Below are 2,501 nucleotides of genomic sequence, written 5' to 3' on the forward strand. Positions count from 1 at the left end.
ACCAATAATTGAAATTTGTACCCTGCACTGAGGTTACGTATTCAATGAAAATGTTTTTATGAGGCTACTATTTTACTCACAACTATAAAAATTTTCGGGTGACAAAATGCATGTATATGGCGTTTAAACACCACTTTTTTAAAAATGTCTCACAGATTTTACGCTTTATTCTATAAGTCATTGAGCCCCAATGAGTTTAAACGGGACACTAGTGATTCCATATGTTTAATAACTGGATAAGGATCTGAAGACCAAGGTTTTAAACAGATGAAAAAGGTTAAGTGCTACCTCGAAGCAAGTAAGTAGAGATGAAATAATAAAATATTTAAATTTAAATCCTTCAAAATGAGAGTTAATTTATATCGCATTATAAATGCAACTACCTTTTCTATATGGTTTTTTCTGAGTTTGGGCATAATTTTAAGCAGTTTATCATTGCCTGTACATGGACAGAATTCAGCCGACAGTCCGAACATCCTATTTATCGGCATTGACGACTACAATGATTGGGCCGGCATTCTCCAGACGCACCCGCAGGTTGTTACCCCCAATATTGACCGCCTGGCGCAGAGAGGGACCCTGTTTGCCAATGCCCACGTGCAGGCTCCTGTGTGCAATCCCTCCCGCGTCAGTCTCATGACGGGGCTTCGTCCCACGACCACGGGAATCTACGGGCTGGCCCCCGGCCATCGGCAGGCGGAGACCACCCAGGATGTGGTGACGCTCCCCCAATATTTTGCTGACCACGGGTATCGCACCTATTCAACCGGTAAAATATTCCACGGGGTATCCGAGCAGGTACGGGAAACCGATTTCCAGCACTGGGGCCCGGATGGAGGGTTTGGCCCCTTTCCGGAAGAAAAGCTTGTCAAAGAGCCCCTGGACATGGTCGACCACCCGCTGGTGGACTGGGGTACGTTCCCGGAACAGGATTCGGCCATGGGCGATTACAAAGTGGCCAGCTGGGCCGTAAACCGGTTGAAAGAGCTGGGGGCTGAATCTCATACCGACCCGTTTTTCATGGCGGTCGGATTTGTTTCCCCGCACGTACCGCTGTACGCCCCCCAAAAATGGTTTGATCTGTATCCTGAGGAGGAAAATGTAGTTTTACCTCCTGCTCCTGAAGGAGATCGCGAAGATATTCCCGATTTTGCCTGGTACACGCACTGGTTTCTCCCTGAGCCGCGCCTCTCCTGGGTCTTGGAACACGACCAGTGGCATTCGAAGGTGAAATCGTACCTGGCGACCGTCAGCTTTATGGATGCACAGGTGGGCCGGGTCCTCGATACGCTGGAAGAGCAGGGACTGGTGGAAAATACCATAGTGGTCTTCTGGTCCGATCACGGGTACCATCTGGGGGAAAAGGCGATCACCGGGAAAAATACCTTGTGGGAACGGACGACGCGGGTGCCGTTGATTTTTGCAGGACCGGGGGTTACGGGGGGAGCAACATCCGCGGAAGCGGTCGAATTGCTGGATATGTATCCCACGCTCGTGGATCTGGCGGGGCTGCCGGCTAAAGAAAACCTGGAAGGGATATCGCTGGTACCGCAACTTGAAGATGCAGCTACCCCCCGCGAACGCCCGGCAGTAACCACCGCGAATCCGGGGAACCACGCTGTGCGCACGGAGCGATGGCGCTACATCCGGTATGCTAACGGATCGGAGGAGCTGTATGACCACTACCGCGATCCACATGAATGGGCGAACCTGGCCGCTGATCCCCAATATGCTGATGTGAAGAGGAGGTTGGCAAAATGGATGCCGGAACGCAGCGCCCCGCACGTGCCGGGAAGCCGGGCCCGCATCCTGTGGCAGGAAAATGGAGAATGGCTCTGGGAGGGCAAACCAATAAAGTTTGACCAGCTGGTTAAATAAACTAGAACGGAGACCGTTTTAGTTGTTTACTATAGGTGTTTTGACGTTGCCTTTTGCAATCTGATCCTTCGGCAGCAACTACCCTAGCCAGCGGGCTTCTTCCAAGGATATACACTACTATCGGCTTTATGCAAAGTCACAATAATTTGGAGACCTGCAAGGGACGCTCATAGATAAGTTACATCTGCTAACCGGCTCCAAGATCTATTTCGGCATTCCCTATTCCAATGATATGAATCGATAGAGGAGGACTCCCTAGAAGAAAATTATTATGAAGATTACTGGAGATTTGCTGAGGAGAAGGTTCCACTCTTGAATACTACAATATTCCCTTGATGCAGGGCACATTCAGTGAAGAATATAGTGGAGAGCCGTTTTTACTGTTATTAGCTCATAATCTTCCACACATTTCATTATTCGTCTTTGATGAATTTAAAGGTCATAGCGATGCAGGGCTTGAAAACCCCGAAGGCTATCAGCTGGATGGGGTTAGCCTGACTCCGTTATTGGAGAATCCGGATAACTCCTTAAATCGCGAAGCATTGTACTGGCATTTTCCGGGGTATCCGAATTCAAGATGGAGAACAGGTCCAGTGAGCGCAGTACGTTCTGAACGTTGGAAA

Annotated in this window: 1 protein-coding gene and 1 pseudogene; both read left to right on the forward strand. The window is 49.3% G+C overall.

What is annotated here, in order from left to right; translation table 11 throughout:
- The first annotated feature begins 345 nt into the window (after positions 1 to 345).
- Positions 346 to 1,878 carry a sulfatase gene (locus ACG2E4_RS18235; protein WP_395262399.1) on the forward strand — a complete coding sequence of 511 codons (1,533 nt, stop codon included), beginning with the start codon at positions 346 to 348 and terminating at the stop codon, positions 1,876 to 1,878.
- A 332-nt stretch (positions 1,879 to 2,210) separates the two neighbouring features.
- Positions 2,211 to 2,501, forward strand: a pseudogene (locus ACG2E4_RS18240) (hypothetical protein); the annotation flags it as partial.

The sequence above is a fragment of the Halalkalibaculum sp. DA384 genome (genome assembly GCF_043951955.1).
In the GTDB taxonomy this organism is placed as follows: domain Bacteria; phylum Bacteroidota; class Rhodothermia; order Balneolales; family Balneolaceae; genus JAMQKA01.

Coding starts and splice junctions, on each gene's coding strand:
- ACG2E4_RS18235 (WP_395262399.1), top strand. CDS start 346: ATGAGAGTTAATTTATATCGCATTATAAATGCAACTACCTTTTCTATA.